This is a genomic window from Ruegeria sp. HU-ET01832 (assembly GCF_040371315.1).
GTDB classification, from domain to species: domain Bacteria; phylum Pseudomonadota; class Alphaproteobacteria; order Rhodobacterales; family Rhodobacteraceae; genus Ruegeria; species Ruegeria lacuscaerulensis_A.
On the sequence record NZ_BAABWL010000004.1, the window covers coordinates 1 to 16,157 of the forward strand.

Sequence of the window (16,157 nt, forward strand, 5' to 3'; positions counted from 1 at the left end):
TATTTACGGATTAGGTCTGGGACCTGCAACCCCCATTTTGAAAAAACTTTACATTTCTCAGAAGAAACTTCCTGACCTTAATAAAAACAATAAGTTACCTTCACAAACAGGATCAAAAAACCGACCATGGACGCGTCTTAATCCTGAAGCACGATCGCTTTCTATGGAATCGTACCCAATGCTTGGTACGCCTGCTGGATCCAGCCAAGAGAAACGCCGCCCGAGTTCCCTCGCGCGGCGTCGTTTTGTGAGTGGTGGTAGTCTTAATTATTTCAAGTCGAACCGGTCCGCATTCATCACCTTGGTCCAGGCGGACACAAAGTCGGCGGTGAACTTGGCTTCGGCCCCGGACTGGCCATAGACCTCGGCCAGCGCCCGCAGTTGCGAGTTCGAGCCAAAGACCAGATCAACACGGGTGCCGGTCCACTTGACCTCACCGCCGGCGCGGTCGCGGCCCTCATAGACGTCCTTGCCTGCGGGTTTCCATTCGGTGCTCATGTCCAGCAAGTTGGTGAAGAAGTCGGTGCTGAGGGTACCGACTCGATCCGTGAACACGCCGTGCGTGGTATCGCCGAAATTGGCACCCATCACACGCAGGCCACCGACAAGTGCTGTCATCTCGGGCGCGGACAGGGTCAGCAGCTGGGCTTTGTCGACCAGCAGCTCTTCGGGTGAAACGGTATAGTCACCTTTCTGGTAATTGCGGAAACCATCAGCGATGGGCTCCATCACAGCAAAGCTATCGACATCCGTCTGGTCCTGCGACGCATCAGTGCGGCCCGGAGTAAACGGAACCTCGACATCCTGACCGCCAGCCTTGGCCGCCTGTTCGATACCTACGGCACCGGCCAGAACGATCACATCCGCCAGCGAGACCTTTTTGCCGCCCGACTGCGCATCGTTGAACGCGGCCTGAACACCCTCGAGCGCGGACAGCGCCTTGGACAATTTCATCGGCTCGTTCACATCCCAGTCTTTCTGGGGGGCAAGGCGGATACGGGCACCATTGGCACCACCGCGCTTGTCCGACCCGCGGAAGGTCGAGGCCGAAGCCCAAGCGGTCGATACCAGTTCCGACACCGACAGGCCGGTTGCCGCGATCTTGGCTTTCAGGTCGGCTACGTCCGCGTCATCCACCAGATCGTGATCCACAGCGGGGACGTTGTCCTGCCAGATCAGCTCTTCGGTCGGGGCCTCTTCACCGATATAGGCCGAGCGGGGGCCCATATCGCGGTGGGTCAGCTTGAACCATGCTCGAGCAAAGGCATCGGCGAACTCTTCCGGGTTTTCGTGGAAGCGTTTCGAGATCGGGCCATAGATCGGGTCCATGCGCATCGCCATATCGGCGGTGGTCATCATGGTTTTGACCTTTTTCGACGGATCATGCGCTTGCGGGGCCATGTCTTCTTCTTTGACGTTCACCGGCTCCCAGATCCACGCGCCCGAGGGGCTTTTGGTCAGGTTCCAGTCATAGCCGAACAGCAGGTCGAAATAGCCGTTGTCCCACTTAGTGGGGTTGGCCGTCCACGCGCCCTCGATCCCCGAGGTGGTGGTGTCGTCACCCTTGCCCGAGCCAAACTTGTTAATCCAGCCAAAGCCCATCTCTTCAATCGGAGCGGCCTCTGGATCGGGACCGACCAGATCGGGATCACCCGCACCATGGGCCTTACCAAAGGTGTGGCCACCTGCGACCAGAGCGACAGTTTCCTCGTCATTCATCGCCATACGACCGAAGGTGTCGCGGATATCACGGCCCGAGGCCAGCGCGTCGGGCTGTCCGTCCGGACCTTCTGGGTTCACGTAGATCAGACCCATCTGCACGGCGGCCAGTGGGTTTTCCAGATCCCGCTCGCCCGAGTAACGGCTATGCGGGTTGTCCGTCGGGGCCAGCCATTCGGTTTCCGAACCCCAATAGATGTCCTCCTCTGGGGCCCAGATGTCTTCGCGACCACCGGCGAAACCGAAGGTCTTGCCGCCCATCGACTCGATGGCGCAGTTGCCCGCCAGAATCATCAGGTCGGCCCAGGAAATCTGGTTGCCGTATTTCTGCTTGATCGGCCACAGCAAACGGCGCGCTTTATCCAGGTTGCCGTTGTCCGGCCAGCTGTTGAGCGGCGCAAACCGCTGGTTACCGGTCGAAGCACCGCCACGGCCATCTGCCGTCCGGTAGGTGCCCGCGCTGTGCCACGCCATACGGATGAAGAACCCGCCGTAATGGCCATAGTCCGCAGGCCACCAGTCCTGCGAATCCGTCATCAGCGCATAGAGGTCTTCCTTCAGCGCCTTCATGTCCAGAGCCTTGAACGCTTCGGCGTAATCGAAATCCGCATCCATCGGATTCGAGGCCGGTCCGTGCTGATGCAGGATCGACAGGTTCAGCTGGTTCGGCCACCAGTCCCGGTTAGACCGGGTTCCTGCGCCGTGCATGACAGGGCATCCGCCTGCTTTGGGGTTATCACTTCCGTCCATGTCGATCTCCATTCCTGGCAAAATTCCGGCGCTGTGGCGCCGCTAAAAACTCGGTCGGTCAAGAACACATATAGATGACACTTTTATCCATCCTACAGGCGCCGCGAAAATTCGCGCAGGCAGCAGGGCGGGCAACAGCGACTCTCGGGTCTTGTCGACGCCACTCCTAGCAAATTCAAGCTATGCTAAAAAGTTTTGTTTTCGGATGATTGTGATAACTAAAAATTATCACAAATAGATCATCCGTCTCGCGTTAATGAGTCCAAACCAACCCGGTAATCAGGATACAGAAGTTTCACGCCCAGTTCATCCTTGATCCGGTCGTTCCTGACGCGCTTGTTCTCATTGTAGAAGCTACGCGCCATGGGGGTTAGTTCCGCCTCATCAAACGGGACCGCGGGTGGTAGCGGCAGCCCCTGCAATTCCGCCGCATAGGCAATTACGTCTTGTGGAGGGACCGGCTCATCATCGCAGACGTTATATATGGCCCCCGGATTGGGCGCAGACATGGACGCAGCAAGAACCTGCGCAATGTCGGCCACATGAATGCGAGAAAATACCTGACCCGGCTTGATGATCCGCCGCATCCCAACGCGTTTCAGTTTGGAAAATGGACCGCGTCCGGGGCCGTAAATCCCGGCCAACCGAAAGATATGGGTCGGCAGGTTCGGAATACTCAACCATTGTTGCTCGGCTTGAACCCGCCATTTGCCGCGTTGGGCGGTGGGCGTCGCAGGCGTGGATTCATCCACCCACGCACCTTGATGATCACCGTAAACGGCGGTTGTAGACAAGTATCCAACCCACTTGAACTGTGCAGCCCGTGCCGTGATTTCGTTTTGCAGCGCTGCCAGAACCGGATCGCCATCAGCATTGGGTGCCGTTGAGATCAGCAGATGCGTCACCCCGTTCAGATTGACCTGCTGTCCCGGCCAGACAACTGGTTCCGCCCCAGATGCCCGTAAAGCCGGTGATTGCGCCGGATCCCGCGTGGTTCCGATAGCCCGCCATCCATGGGGCGCCAGCAGTCGCGTCAACTCCTGCGCGGAATAGCCATGACCAAACGAAAATAGAGTACCTGTCATGCCGCCATTGATGATCCGCAAATCCACCGGATGCAAGCGGGGTCGACGGGGTACTTGATTCGAATCTCTCAATGCGCCTTTCTTTTAGGCATGAGTGACAAAACCCCCGATCTGCACACGGCTTATGCGCTTGAAACACCCGAAGATAACCGACGGCTATATGCCGAATGGGCCGGGGACTATGACGAAGGCTTTGCCACCCGAGAGGATTACCAGCTGCATATCCGCACCGCCCGCGCGTTTGTCGGCGCAGGAGGTCAGGGTCCAGTGCTGGATGTCGGAGCCGGAACAGGATTGTGCGGAGCCGTTCTTGCAGGTTTGGGTGTCGGACCTATCGACGCCACCGATATCAGCGCCGAGATGCTGGATCAGGCCATGCGCAAGGATATCTACCGCGACGCGATAGAAGCTGACCTGAACGAGGGTATCCCGGTTCCGCGCGAAAACTACTCGGGCGTCGTGTCGTCAGGCACGTTCACCCATGGCCATCTGGGCCCCGAGGCTTTGATGCCCTTGCTGCGCGTCGCCCGCCCCGGAGCGCAATTCGCCCTGTCGATCAACGCTCAGCACTATGAAAAACTGGGGTTTGCCGAAGCTCTGCACAAACTGGCACAGGGCCAGATTAGGAATCTCGCCCTACCCGAGGTTCGAATCTACGGCGAACTTGCCAACGGCCCAAACAAGGACGATACGGCTTTGATCGCCCTGTTCGAACGAGTTTAGCGCCCCTTCCAGACCGGATCGCGTTTTTCAGCAAAGGCGCGGGCACCTTCCAGATTGTCCTCGGATCCGTACAGAGTATCCACGGTCGGCAACTGCCGCCGTGTGATCCGGTTCATGGCGTCCTGAAACTTGGAGTCTTCGGCCTCGCGCACGATCTCTTTGATCGCGGCATAGACCAGAGGCGGCCCGCTGGCCAGCAAACGCGCCAGTTCCCATGCGCGGTCCATCAGCTGATCGCCGGGTACGATTTCGTTGACCAGACCCCAGTTCTTGGCCTCATCCGGGGTGAACCAGCGGCCCGTCAGTAATAATTCCATCGCGATGTGATAGGGGATGCGCTTGGGCAGTTTGACACTGGCCGCATCCGCAACGGTACCGGATCGGATTTCGGGCAGGGCAAAGCTGGCGTGATCTGCGGCGATGATCATGTCCGCGCTCAGCGCCAGTTCCAGCCCGCCACCGCAGGCGATTCCGTTCACGGCGGCAATCACCGGTTTGTTCATATCGCGCAGCTCTTGCAACCCGCCGAAGCCGCCCACACCATAATCGCCATCTACTGCGTCGCCATCCGCCGCAGCCTTCAGATCCCAGCCGGGGCAAAAGAACTTGTCGCCGCCGCCGGTGATGATCGCCACGCGCAGGTCCGGGTCATCGCGGAAATCCCGAAACACCTCGCCCATAACGCGGCTGGTGGCCAGATCAATCGCATTCGCTTTGGGGCGGTCCAGAGTGACCTGCAATATAGCGCCGTCGCGCTGGGTTTTGACCGGGTTCATGTGCGTGCCTTTCGGATCAGAGCATCCACTGCCACGGCACCTTCCGGCCCGCAGATAAGCGGATTGATTTCAACTTCGCTGACATGGGTGGCATTGGCAATAACATAGGCCTGAACGGCCTCGACCGTATCCAGGATCGCGCCTATATCTGCGGCGGGCTTGCCGCGATAGCCAGCCAGCAACGGCGCACAGGCCAGCTCGCCCAGCGCCTTTTCAACTACATTCCGAGGCGACGGGATCAGCAGAGACACCGAGTCCCGTAGGATTTCCGTCAATACCCCGCCCGCGCCTAAGGTCAGAACATATCCATGGGCCGGATCGCAGGTGACACCGACCAGCAACTCTGCCACGCCTTCGGGTGCCATTTCCTCGATCAGAACCTCAGAGGTGCCGATCTGGGCCGCGACCGCTGGCAGATCGTCGGCGCTGACTCCTAACTGAACCGCCCCGTGGTCCGACTTATGGGCCAGTCCAACGCCCTTGACGGCGAAAGGACCGGTCAGGTCACCCGCACTGGCGGCATCGGCCTGAATCACCAACCTTTTCGGAGTGGACACACCGAAGGCTGCAAGCTGGTCCTTGGCCTCCGCCTCGGTCAGCGTAACGTTTGGATTGGCAGTACTGGGAAGGACCACCGGATCAGAGTCCTGACCTGCAGGGCGCGCCGCCGCTTCGACAGCCGACAGTGCCTCATGCAGCCCGGCGAAGGGAATAACGCCGCCATCCATCAGTCGCTGCGCGACGTCCTCGGGCATCAACTCGGGCAGAGTTGCGGTCACTGCAAAGGGCCGCCCGGTTTGTGCCACGCAATTCAACGCGGCCTGCGTCGCACAGCTCCAATCCGTTTGATCCGTGTGCGGGTAGTCCACAATGGCCATGGTCAGAGCCTGTTCCGGCCCCATCATCGCCGACCAGGCGCGCGTCATCGCCTGCGTGTCGCGCCAGATATAGGTGTGGTAGTCCAGCGGGTTCGCCAGCGCCACCATCGGCCCCAATGCTGCGCGCAGATCGGTGCGTTGCGTATCCGTCAGAGGCGGAAAGTGCAGATCGCGCCCCTCAGCCATATCCGCGGCCAAACTGGCCTCGCCCCCCGAGCAGCTGATCGTACCAAGCCCGTTACTGTCCAGACGCCCGGTTACATGCAACAGCTTGAGGCATTCCAGAAAGCTGGGGATGTCATCCAATCGGGCAATCCCCAACCGATCCAGAAACGCCTGCGCACCCGCGTCTTGACCCGCCAGCGAGGCCGTATGCGAAATCGCTGCCGCTTGGGCATGGACCGACCGACCCATCTTCAGCGCGACAATCGGGACACCGCGCTGACGAGCCTTTTTAGCCAGCGCCTCCCATTTGCGCAGATCGCCAAACCCTTCGATATGCACGCCGATGGCCGTAATGCGGTCGTCATCCAACAACGCCGAGGCAATCTGGGCCTGATGCGTCTGTGCCTGATTCCCACAGGTCAACATGAAGGCCAACGGCAAAGCGCGGCGTTGCATGGTCATGTTGATCGCAATGTTCGAGCTTTGCGTCAGGATCGCCACCCCGCGATCCACGGGCCGCATGCCGTGCTGATCGGGCCAGACGGCCACGCGATCCAAACCGTTGACGAAACCATAGCAGTTCGGCCCCAATATCGGCATCTCACCGGCGGCGGCGATCAGTTGATCCTGCAAGCCCGCGCCTGATTGGTCTTCGGCTAGAGCCTCGGTAAAACCCGAGGCAAAACAGACCGCGCCGCCTGCACCCATCGCGGACAGAACCGTAACCGCCTCGACGGTTGCGTGGCGGTTGATCCCGATAAATGCCATGTCTGGTGCAGAGGGTAAATTTTCGAGCGTTGCGAACGCCCGCTCCCCAGCAACTTCGATCGCTTTGGGATGGACCGGCCAAATCTCGCCCTTGAACCCGAATTTGCGGGCCTGCTCGATGACCGCCGCACACCACGCGCCTCCGCCGATCACGGCGATGGTTTTAGGGTTCAGCGCTCGGGCCAGCGCTGTTGTCATGCGCCCAGCGCCCGCAGCAGATCGCGGCTGATAATGTGGCGCTGAATCTCGCTGGTTCCGTCCCAGATGCGTTCGACACGCGCGTCACGCCAGAATCGCTCCAGCGGGTAGTCGTCCATCAGACCCATCCCGCCATGCACCTGAATCGCCGCATCTGTCACCCGGGCCAGCATTTCAGAGGCGTACAGTTTGGCCGAGGCGATCTCACGGTTGGCGGGCAGCCCCTTGTCCAGACGATCGGCGGCGGCAAGGGTCAGCAGATCGGCGGCGTCAATCTCGGTGATCATGTCTGCAATCTGGAATGAGACGCCCTGAAACTTGCCGATCTTCTGGCCGAATTGTTCACGCGTGGCGGCATAGTCCAGCGCATAGTCGAACGCCCGCCGCGCGCGCCCGACCGACATGGCGGCAACGGTGATCCGGGTGGCGTAAAGCCAGGTGTTCATCACCTCGAACCCGCCATCGACCTCGCCCAGAACCTGCGCATCCGGCAGGCGGCAATCGTCGAAGTCCAGCACCATGTTCTTGTAGCCGCGATGGCTGACCGACTTGTACCCATCCCGGATTGTGAAGCCGGGAGTGCCGCGATCGACCAGAAAGGCAGTGATGCGTTTCTTGGGGCCTTTCGGCGTCTGATCTTCACCGGTTGCGATGAAGACGATGATAAAGTCTGCATGTTCCGCGCCCGAGATGAAGTGCTTGGTGCCATTGACCACCCAGTCGCCCCCATCACGCACGGCAGCGCATTTCATCCCCCGCACGTCCGAGCCCGCACCGGGTTCAGTCATCGCCAGCGCGTCCATCTTTTCACCCCGGACGGCAGGCATCAGGTAACGGTCGACCTGATTGCCCTCGCAGGCCATCAGGATGTTTTGCGGCCGTCCAAAGAAATGGTTCAGCGCCATGGATCCCCGGCCCAACTCGCGTTCGACCAGCGCAAACTCCAGATGGTTCAGCCCGGCACAGCCGACGCTTTCGGGGAAGTTACAAGCATAAAAGCCCAACTCGATCGTCTTGCGTTTGATCTCGGCGGCAATCTCGTGCGGGACCTCGCCGGTGCGCTCGACCAGCTCTTCATGCGGGTAGATTTCGTTTTCGACAAAGCTGCGAACGGTCGCGGCGATCATCTCTTGTTCGTCGGACAGGCCATATTGCATCTGGGGTCTCCACATCTGGGGTTGCGGGTATCCTGACGTGGCTTGCCAAGCTGAACATGCAGAAATAGACCTAAATCATGCAAAGATGGATCAAATCGCCCGCTGCGCCGCAGCAATTCGGAGTGCTTCTGTTCGACGGCTTTTCCAACCACTGCCTGGCGAATACGGTCGAACCCTTGCGGGCTGCGAATTCCATCGGTGGGCGCAAGCTGTATGACTGGCAATTTCTGTCACTAGATCGTGCGCCCGTCACGTCATCTTCGGGGCTGCAAGTCGCACCACATGACATCTTGCAGAATGCACGGGGCGATACGTTGCTCGTCATGCCCTCTTACGGGTTTCGCGCCCATGGCGGGTGGCGGACGCTGGCGGGGTTGCGATCCGCAGCGGGGCGTTACAGTGCGCTGGCCGGGCTGGACACAGGAAGCTGGTTGTTGGCGCTGGCCGGATTACTGGACGGGCACCGTGCGACGATCCACTGGGAAGAATTGGGCAGTTTTACCGAGCGGTTCCCAGAGATAGACGCACAGCGCGAACGCTACGTGATCGACGGCGACCGCATTACCTGTTCTGGCGCGATGGCGGCGTTTGATCTGGTGCTGCACCTGATTGGGCGAGACCACGGGCAGGCTTTGGCGCTGGAGGTAGCGCAGCTTTTCATGACACGCGATTCCGCAAGGTCTCATTCCGGCGGGGCGGGTGCGACCAGCAGCTATGTGACCAAAGCGCTGGCGCTGATGCAGGAACATTTGGAAACGCCCTTGCCTATCCCCGAGATCGCCCGCCGGGTTGGACGATCGCAAAAGGCACTGGCGGCCCGAATGCAAACCGAACTGGGCGCAGGCCCCGCACAGGTCTATCGCCGCCTGCGCCTGAACCTGGCCCGGAAACTGGCAACCGAGACCGACCTGACCATCGCCGAGATCGCACTGCGCGCAGGCTATGACGACCCCAGCGCCCTGACCCGCGCTTTTCGGACCGAGTTCGGGACCACCCCGCGCGCAATGCGATCCGGCTAGGTATACATCTGCTTTTTATAGGCCCGCGTCCGCGTCGTCGCCTCGGCAGACCCATCGTGATAGGTGCCGAACCACTTGTCGAAGGGGATTTCCGAGGTGCCATAGTTGCACTCGAAATACCTGTGATGAAGCTGGTGGAAAAAGTCCCCCGCACGGGCCGCTTCAGTTTCTCCGGCTTTCAGCTTTTCAAACCCTGAATGAGACAGAACCGGGCTGATCTGCTGGAAATACGTGTGAAACAGCAGATGCAGAGGGTGGGACGGCACGATCAGATGGATGAAATAGGTCGTGAAATACAGCAGGTTTTCATACCAATGGTTCGATATCCCCGACCACGGGCCGATATTGACGTTGCGATGATGCACGGCGTGGACGTGTTTATAGAGCTTTGGGTGATGCTCCAGCCGATGCACCCAATAGAAATGCAAGCCAGACCACATCGGGATGAACAACATCCAGACGATAAACCAAATCGGCGCGCTGGCCCAAGTGACTGTCGGCACATACCCATTAGCCATCGCCCAATAGATCACCCATTGATACACGGTCGCCACGGTCATGGCGCTGCCCAGCGTCCACCAGATATTGTCCCAGACCTGATTGCGGAAGGTGAAATTGCCGTTGTCTCGGGTCAGGTCGCGACGGTCGAACTTTTTGTACATGCCCTGCCCCTTGCGCATGTAAAGCCACCAATGCAGCCCGCCCGCCACCAAGATCTGAGGCACCATGTTCAGCAGCCAAATGCGGAACATCCACCCCGGAGCAAAGCTCTTCATCGACTCTAACCCAGGGAAAAATACGACATAGGCAATGACCGCCAGCCCCATACACAGGGTCAGTGAGGTAATCTGCAACCACGCCCCGCTATACCACTTCAGCACGGAGGCGGGGCGCGGAGGCCATGCGAACAGCGGGTTCAAACCCACAGGGCCTTCGGGGTGATAGTGCCAGCGGGCGGCTTCGGGGTCTTGTGCAGAATCAGTCATTGAAATCCCTTTAGCTGGCGTAGTCCGATCCCTCTGCATCCAGCAGAGCCTTGATTTCCCGCAGATGCGCCTCGGCCTGATCGGGGTAGTCGTCCAGTTCCTGCGCGGTCTTTTCCGCAATCTCATCAGACAAGACACGCAGGGGCTGGCCGGTCTGCAGCGCTCGGATATATGTCTCGGCCGCGCGTTCGAAGTAATAGAGGCGGTTGAACGTATCGGCCGGGTCGCTTCCAGTCACCAGCACGCCATGGTTGCCCATGATCATGACCTTCTTCTTCGGGTCCGACAGCATCGCAGCGCAGCGCTCACCTTCGCTTTCAAAGGCCAGTCCGCCGAATTCCTGGTCCACCACATAGCGGTTATAGAAGGTGGCCGTGTTCTGGTCGATCGGCGGTAGAGTGCTGTCCGCCAACGAGGCCAGAACGGTCGCAAAAATCGAATGCACATGCATCACGCAACGCGCATGCGGGCAATGGCGGTGAATCGAGCCATGCAGACCCCAAGCGGTCGGGTCGGGCGCGCCGGGTTGATCCATCACTTCGGGATCATTGGCATCTAGCAGCAACAGGTTCGATGCCTTGATCCGTGCGAAATGCATCTGATTGGCGTTCATCAGGAACTGCGTTCCGTCCTCGTTGACGGCTAAACTGAAGTGGTTGGCCACGGACTCGTGCATGTTCAGGCGTTCGGTCCAGCGGAAGGTGGCAGCCAGGTCGACCCTCTCGGGCCAGTGGTCGATATTAGGACGCAATTCGGTGACGGTCATGGCGGGCTCCTCCATCTGGTTTCTCAAGAAGGTGGCGACGCAAGGCAGATTTGACCAACGAAAAATTCTCGCCTATCCCATAAGCTCAGCTAATGGTGAGGTTATGCCAATGCAGACATCGCTTCCTCCGCTGGGCTGGCTGCGCACGTTCGAGGCCGCCGCGCGACACTTGTCGTTCACCGGTGCGGCGCGTGATCTGAACATGACGCAAAGCGCGGTCAGTCAGCAGATAAAATCGCTTGAGGGCTATCTGGGCCAACCCCTGTTTCTGCGCCGTCCCCGCGCGCTAGAGCTGACCGAGGCCGGAATCACCTATCTGCCCGTAGTGCGTGAGGCGTTTCGCACGCTGGTGCGTGGTACGCAGGCCGTTACCGGCGCGCAGCAAAATGCGGTGCAGGTTCAAAGCAACATCACCTTTGCCGTGAACTGGCTGGGACCGCGTCTGCCCCGGTTCCGCGCCGCGCACCCGGATGTGCAGCTGAACATTTTCACCGAACTTTGGGAGCCGCGCGAAATGGCCGAGGGCGCGGCGGTCGAAATCCGCTATTCCCTGCGCCCGTCCGACACGGTGCGCACCGAGTTACTGCGCACCGATCACTATTACCCGGTCTGCGCGCCGGGCTATGAAGTGCGGCTGGAAGATATTCAGGAACAACCCCTGTTTGATTGCTCGAATCTGTTGTCGAATTGGCAGAACTGGATCAGTGAACAGGGCCTAACTTGGGAAAAACCTCCCATTACCTATTCGACAACATATCTGGTTAGCCTGTCTGTTGCGATGGCCGGGGGTGGGTATTGCCTGACCCATGACACCATAGCTCGCGACCTGATCGAGCGCGGACAACTGGTGGCTCCGTTTGAGTATCGTGCGGAGATGCCCGAGGCTTATTACCTGCTGCTGTCGCCTCAGGCCGAGGAAACGCCGGGTGCCGTCCTGTTCGCCGATTGGGTAAGGCGGGAAATTGCCCGCGATCTGGCGGGGTAGGCGCTCCCGCCCATCGTCAGGGACGCTTGCTCGCGCCCTCCTTCGGTTGGGCCGGGCAGCGCTGACGCGCTGCGTGACGGTTTGATGATAGATGTTCGGCAGGGGTTGCACCTTCGGACACATTCAGAAAAGTTGAGCCATGGAATATACGCCTTTCCCAAGTTGGCCCGATACCGCCCCCCGATTGATCGCTGTTGCCGCTGGACGTGATCCAGCCGACATGGTCGTGCACGGAGGGATCTGGGTGAATGTTCACACACGTGAGGCGCTGCCGGATCACGACATCGCGATCGCCAGCGGGCGCATCGCCTTTGTGGGGCGGGATGCCTCGCATTGCATCGGCCCAAAGACGCAGATCATCGAAGCCAATGGGCGCTATATGCTGCCCGGTCTGTGCGACGCGCATATGCATATCGAATCGGGGATGCTGACCCCGGCCGAGTTTGCCCGCGCGGTGATCCCTCATGGTACGACGTCAATGTTCACCGACCCGCATGAGATTGCCAATGTGCTGGGACTGGATGGCGTGCGGATGATGCATGACGAGGCGCTGATGCAACCGGTGAACATCTTCACCCAGATGCCATCCTGCGCGCCATCGGCCCCAGGGCTTGAAACCACGGGCTATGAGATCACCCCCGAGGACGTGGCCGAAGCGATGAACTGGCCCGGCATCATCGGATTGGGTGAAATGATGAACTTCCCCGGTGTGATCCACGGCGACCCCAAGATGCTGGCGGAAATCGCGGCAACTCAGACTGCGGGCAAAACCGTGGGCGGACACTATGCCTCGCCCGATCTGGGGCCTGATTTCGCGGCCTATGTCGCGGGCGGCCCGGCTGACGACCATGAAGGCACCTGCGAGGCCGACGCCATTGCGCGGGTGCGGCAGGGGATGCGATCGATGATGCGGCTGGGCTCGGCCTGGTATGATGTGGAAAGCCAGATCACCGCCGTGACTGAAAAAGGGTTGGACCCGCGCGGCTTTATCCTGTGTACCGACGATTGCCACTCGGGCACTTTGGTCAATGAGGGGCATATGAACCGCGTGGTGCATCACGCGATTGCCTGCGGTTGTGACCCGCTGATCGCATTGCAGATGGCGACGATCAACACCGCCACCCATTTCGGGCTGGAACGCGAGATCGGGTCAATCACACCGGGCCGGCGGGCGGATATTATCCTCAGTTCCGATCTGACAGAGCTGCCGATCGAAGTGGTCATCGCCCGCGGCCAGATCGTCGCCGAAAATGGCGCGATCACCGTGGATTGCCCGCATCTGAACTGGCCGGACAACGCGCGAAATACGGTGCATCTGGGCCATGTGCTGGCTGATGCGGATTTTGAAATCAAAGCGCCAGAGGGTGCAAACCTCGTGCGGGCCAATGTGATCGGCGTGGTGGAGAACCAAGCCCCAACCAAGGCGCTGAAGGCGGAATTACCCATCATCGGCGGGCTGGTCGAGGGCGAAGGCGATGTCTGCCAGATCGCGCTGGTCGAACGCCACCGCGCGACCGGAGGGGTCACGAACGCGTTTGTCTCGGGCTTTGGGTATCGAGGGCGCATGGCCATGGCCTCGACCGTGGCGCATGACAGCCACCATATGATCGTGGTGGGGACCGACCGCGAACAGATGGCACTGGCGGCGAACCGTCTGGCAGAGGTGGGCGGCGGCATCACCCTGTTCCGCGATGGCGAGGAACTGGCGCTGGTGGAACTGCCGATTGCCGGCCTGATGTCCGACAGTCCCGCCGCCGATGTGGCCGCCAAGGCGGACCGGATGGTTCAGGCGATGCAGGACTGTGGCTGTCAGTTGAACAACGCGTATATGCAGCACTCGCTGCTGGCCCTTGTCGTGATCCCGGAACTGCGGATTTCCGACCTTGGGCTGGTGGATGTGCGGACATTTGAAAAGATCGACCTTTTGGAACCCCTCGCATGACAATAATAAGAACACCCGACGTCCCGAGCCCCGAGAAGTTCACCGACCCTGCCGCCGCTGGGGCGCGCCTGGAAGAGCTGTACGAAAAGGCCACAAGTTTTCTATGTGAAAACTTCGCCAAAGCGATGGAGGCAGGCACTCCGACCGAGCGATTCAGAGCCTATTACCCAGAGATTCGCATCAAAACGACCTCGTACGCGCATGTGGACAGCCGTCTGAGCTTTGGTCACGTCTCGGAACCCGGCACCCATGCCACAACGGTCACACGGCCCGATCTGTTCCGGGCCTATCTGACCCAACAAATTGCCCTACTGATCAAAAACCATGACCAACCAGTGACGATTGGTGCCTCGGATACTCCGATCCCGGTCCATTTCGCCGTGGCCAATAACCCTGACCTTGTGGTGCCCCATCAAGGCGCAGCCGGGTTCACCTTGCGCGATGTGTTCGATGTGCCGGATCTGACGACCACCAATGACGATATCGTCAACGGAGTGCATGACCACGAAACCGATATTGGCCCGCTGGCGTTGTTCACCGCCCAGCGCGTGGATTATTCGCTGGCCCGTCTGGCGCATTACACTGCCACCGATCCCAGCCATTTCCAAAACCATGTGCTGTTCACCAACTACCAGTTCTACGTGTCCGAGTTCGAGAACTACGCCCGCGAACAACTGGCCGACCCGGAAAGCGGCTATACCAGCTTTGTGTCGACCGGGAATGCGCAGATCACCTCGGCCGATGGCGTTTTGGAGCAGCCTCTGAAGCTGCCTCAGATGCCGACCTACCACCTGAAACGCGCCGATGGGTCGGGGATCACGCTGGTCAATATCGGGGTAGGGCCATCCAACGCAAAAACCGCGACCGACCATATCGCAGTTCTGCGACCACATGCGTGGCTGATGGTTGGCCATTGCGCCGGCTTGCGCAACACGCAGGCGCTGGGGGATTTCGTACTGGCCCATGCCTATCTGCGCGAGGACAAGGTGCTGGATGACGACCTGCCGGTCTGGGTACCGATCCCGCCGCTGGCCGAGGTACAGGTCGCGCTGGAACGTGCCGTGGCCGAAGTGACAGAGCTGGACGGGTACGAGCTGAAGCGCGTCATGCGCACCGGCACTGTCGCCTCGGTCGACAACCGCAACTGGGAACTGCGCGATCAGTCCGGTCCGGTACAGCGCCTCAGCCAGTCTCGCGCGATTGCGCTGGATATGGAAAGCGCCACGATCGCCGCCAATGGATATCGGTTCCGGGTGCCCTATGGCACTTTGCTCTGTGTCTCGGACAAACCGCTGCACGGGGAATTGAAGCTTCCGGGCATGGCCTCGGATTTCTATACCACACAGGTCAGCCGCCATCTGGCAATCGGAATTCGCGCGATGGAACACCTGCGAGGCATGCCGCTTGAGCGTCTGCACAGCCGGAAATTGCGTTCTTTCGACGAAACCGCCTTTCTCTGACGCAAAAAAGCAACGTTTTCCCCCTATTTTTAGGGTTTTCCGCGCTACTATTCGTTGTGTTCGCCCACAATATCCCGTTACAGTTACGCGGTGAGGCCCAAGACATCGGGCACGTTAAGGAGACCAAGAAATGGCAAAGCCTATGACAAAGACTCAGCTGGTTGCTGCTCTCGCTGAGGAAATGGGGACTGACAAGAAAGCCGCGAATGCCGCGCTGGAGGCCATGACCGGCCTGATCACCCGCGAAGTATCCGCCGGCGGCGCAGTGACCCTGCCCGGCGTTGGCAAAATCTACTGCCGCGAGCGCCCCGAGCGCATGGTGCGCAACCCCGCCACCGGCGAGCAGTTCAAGAAAGAGGCCGACAAGGTAGTCAAGATGACCATTGCGAAGGCACTTAAGGACAGCGTCAACGGCTGATCTCAGCTGTCGCAAAGATACGATCAAGGGCCGCCGTTTGGGGGCCCTTTTTCTTGGGGATCAGTGCAAACTTAATAGCACTTCCAGATCACGACGGCTGAGCCGGTTCATCAAGGCCCGATCGTCTGCAGACAGTTTTGCTTCCTTACGAATATACGTTTCAAGGTACGTCGCGATCTCACTGGTTGGGCGATAGTACAGATCAGGCGAGGTTTGGCTGAGTTCATCCACAAGCCTAAACAGCAGCTTTTTCTGCCGCTCTGAATCCAGGTCTTTTCGCTTCTCTTGCAACATAACAAGCTACGCCTTTGTCATCGCCACTTATAATCTAGCGTGCCGAAAAGTAACTCCAACTCCGGTGA

14 protein-coding genes are annotated in these 16,157 nt (G+C 59.6%); 6 read left to right on the plus strand and 8 right to left on the minus strand.

Features of this window, described 5'->3' with window-relative positions:
• Nucleotides 1-267: 267 nt before the first annotated feature.
• Nucleotides 268-2,469 carry a catalase/peroxidase HPI gene (katG, locus tag ABWV79_RS12755; protein ID WP_353392398.1) on the minus strand — a complete coding sequence of 734 codons (2,202 nt, stop codon included), beginning with the start codon at nucleotides 2,467-2,469 and terminating at the stop codon, nucleotides 268-270.
• A gap of 239 nt (nucleotides 2,470-2,708) precedes the next feature.
• Nucleotides 2,709-3,554 (minus strand): SDR family oxidoreductase, encoded by an 846-nt coding sequence (locus ABWV79_RS12760; RefSeq protein WP_353392400.1) that lies wholly within the window; start codon nucleotides 3,552-3,554, stop codon nucleotides 2,709-2,711.
• Between the two features lie 90 nt (nucleotides 3,555-3,644).
• Here ABWV79_RS12760 and ABWV79_RS12765 point away from each other — a divergent pair, with 90 nt between their 5' ends.
• Nucleotides 3,645-4,277, plus strand: a complete 633-nt coding sequence (locus tag ABWV79_RS12765; RefSeq protein ID WP_353392402.1) for a class I SAM-dependent DNA methyltransferase — start codon at nucleotides 3,645-3,647, stop codon at nucleotides 4,275-4,277.
• Here ABWV79_RS12765 and ABWV79_RS12770 read toward each other — a convergent pair.
• The 3 genes from ABWV79_RS12770 to ABWV79_RS12780 are packed head-to-tail and all read right to left on the minus strand — an operon-like array spanning nucleotide 4,274 to nucleotide 8,219.
• Complete coding sequence (locus ABWV79_RS12770; protein ID WP_170355534.1) at nucleotides 4,274-5,053, minus strand: carnitinyl-CoA dehydratase; 780 nt, start codon at nucleotides 5,051-5,053, stop codon at nucleotides 4,274-4,276. The two genes, ABWV79_RS12765 and ABWV79_RS12770, sit on opposite strands and share 4 nt — an antisense overlap.
• Nucleotides 5,050-7,062 carry an acetate--CoA ligase family protein gene (locus tag ABWV79_RS12775; protein ID WP_353392405.1) on the minus strand — a complete coding sequence of 671 codons (2,013 nt, stop codon included), beginning with the start codon at nucleotides 7,060-7,062 and terminating at the stop codon, nucleotides 5,050-5,052. The genes ABWV79_RS12770 and ABWV79_RS12775 overlap by 4 nt, the downstream gene beginning before the upstream one ends.
• Complete coding sequence (locus ABWV79_RS12780; RefSeq protein WP_353392886.1) at nucleotides 7,059-8,219, minus strand: acyl-CoA dehydrogenase family protein; 1,161 nt, start codon at nucleotides 8,217-8,219, stop codon at nucleotides 7,059-7,061. Before ABWV79_RS12780 ends, ABWV79_RS12775 begins: the two co-directional genes overlap by 4 nt.
• A 77-nt stretch (nucleotides 8,220-8,296) precedes the next feature.
• Here ABWV79_RS12780 and ABWV79_RS12785 point away from each other — a divergent pair, with 77 nt between their 5' ends.
• Nucleotides 8,297-9,238, plus strand: a complete 942-nt coding sequence (locus tag ABWV79_RS12785; RefSeq protein ID WP_353392407.1) for a GlxA family transcriptional regulator — start codon at nucleotides 8,297-8,299, stop codon at nucleotides 9,236-9,238.
• On the opposite strand, the gene ABWV79_RS12790 is transcribed toward ABWV79_RS12785, so the two are convergent.
• Together ABWV79_RS12790 and ABWV79_RS12795 are read right to left on the minus strand one after the other, a co-directional pair.
• A complete protein-coding gene (locus ABWV79_RS12790) occupies nucleotides 9,235-10,224 on the minus strand; it encodes a sterol desaturase family protein (RefSeq protein ID WP_353392409.1) in 990 nt (329 codons plus the stop codon). The two genes, ABWV79_RS12785 and ABWV79_RS12790, sit on opposite strands and share 4 nt — an antisense overlap.
• Nucleotides 10,225-10,234: 10 nt before the next feature.
• Nucleotides 10,235-10,990 carry a class II aldolase and adducin N-terminal domain-containing protein gene (locus ABWV79_RS12795; protein ID WP_353392411.1) on the minus strand — a complete coding sequence of 252 codons (756 nt, stop codon included), beginning with the start codon at nucleotides 10,988-10,990 and terminating at the stop codon, nucleotides 10,235-10,237.
• Between the two features lie 109 nt (nucleotides 10,991-11,099).
• On the opposite strand from ABWV79_RS12795, the gene ABWV79_RS12800 reads away from it, so the two are divergent.
• The 4 genes from ABWV79_RS12800 (at nucleotide 11,100) to ABWV79_RS12815 (ending at nucleotide 15,795) form a co-directional block, all read left to right on the plus strand.
• A complete protein-coding gene (locus ABWV79_RS12800; protein ID WP_353392413.1) occupies nucleotides 11,100-11,975 on the plus strand; it encodes a LysR family transcriptional regulator in 876 nt (291 codons plus the stop codon).
• A gap of 139 nt (nucleotides 11,976-12,114) precedes the next feature.
• Nucleotides 12,115-13,917: an adenine deaminase gene (gene ade, locus ABWV79_RS12805; protein WP_353392415.1), complete on the plus strand. Its 1,803-nt coding sequence runs from the start codon at nucleotides 12,115-12,117 to the stop codon at nucleotides 13,915-13,917.
• Nucleotides 13,914-15,377 (plus strand): AMP nucleosidase, encoded by a 1,464-nt coding sequence (locus tag ABWV79_RS12810; RefSeq protein WP_353392417.1) that lies wholly within the window; start codon nucleotides 13,914-13,916, stop codon nucleotides 15,375-15,377. The genes ade and ABWV79_RS12810 overlap by 4 nt, the downstream gene beginning before the upstream one ends.
• 130 nt (nucleotides 15,378-15,507) lie before the next feature.
• A complete protein-coding gene (locus tag ABWV79_RS12815; RefSeq protein WP_039533371.1) occupies nucleotides 15,508-15,795 on the plus strand; it encodes an HU family DNA-binding protein in 288 nt (95 codons plus the stop codon).
• Nucleotides 15,796-15,855: 60 nt separating this feature from the next.
• Here the strand turns inward: ABWV79_RS12815 and ABWV79_RS12820 are convergent, their stop codons facing one another.
• Nucleotides 15,856-16,089, minus strand: a complete 234-nt coding sequence (locus ABWV79_RS12820; RefSeq protein ID WP_353392419.1) for a hypothetical protein — start codon at nucleotides 16,087-16,089, stop codon at nucleotides 15,856-15,858.
• Nucleotides 16,090-16,157: the final 68 nt, after the last annotated feature.